The following is an 877-nucleotide window of genomic DNA, read 5'->3' as shown; positions in this document are numbered from 1 at the left end:
GGGTTAAGTAAAGAAAAGTGTGTCCGCATGCCACCATAACCCCAGACCACACACCACAAATCACCAAAGAATAGCTCCCCGAAAGCTATTACCCACACCATCCCGCACCTCCGGCCACATTTGTGCTAACCGCACACCGGTTGGATTAAAGGATGACCACCAACCGCCCCAGCTGCCCACTATGCGGCAACAACACAAAGAAAAACGGCACCACCAGCAAATCAACCACCCGTTGGCGCTGCACCCACTGCGGACACTCCTTTACCCGCAACACCCAAACCCACAACAAAAACACCGCCACCATGGCTTTGTTCATCCAATGGGCCACCGGCACCCAATCTCTAACCACCTTCGCCGCACACCATGGCGTAACCAGGCAAACCATGCACCACCGATTCCGATGGTGCTGGTGGATCATCCCCACACCCACCATCGACTCATTCCGCATCCATGACCAAATCTTCCTCGACGCGACCTATCTAAAGTCCGGATGCCTCCTGATCGCAGCCAGTAAAACCCACGTCATCAACTGGACCTGGGCCAGACACGAAACCACCGCCGCCTACACCGAACTCCTACGCCCCATTGCCGCACCACTAATCGCAGTCACAGACGGCGGACAAGGTGCCCAATCAGCCATCCACCACTGCTGGCCAACAACACGCATCCAACGCTGCCTCGTCCACGCCCAACGAACAGTCCGCCGCCACACCACCAGCAACCCCCGCACCGATGCCGGCAAAACCCTCTACCGCCTAGCCCTGAAACTCACTCGCATCACCGACCTTGACCAAGCATCCACATGGGTCGCCCACCTGCACGAATTCGACCACACCTACCGGGAATGGATGAACGAGAAAACCACCATCAAAGACCC

1 pseudogene is annotated in these 877 nt (G+C 57.1%); it reads left to right on the top strand.

Features of this window, described 5'->3' with window-relative positions:
* Nucleotides 1-152: 152 nt before the first annotated feature.
* A pseudogene (locus QP978_RS10755) lies at nucleotides 153-877 on the top strand (IS256-like element IS3503 family transposase); the annotation flags it as partial.

This window comes from Corynebacterium sp. MSK035 (genome assembly GCF_030232615.1).
GTDB lineage: Bacteria > Actinomycetota > Actinomycetes > Mycobacteriales > Mycobacteriaceae > Corynebacterium > Corynebacterium jeikeium_D.
Note: the sequence above shows the minus strand (reverse complement) of the source record. Positions and strands in the feature narration are given on the sequence as shown.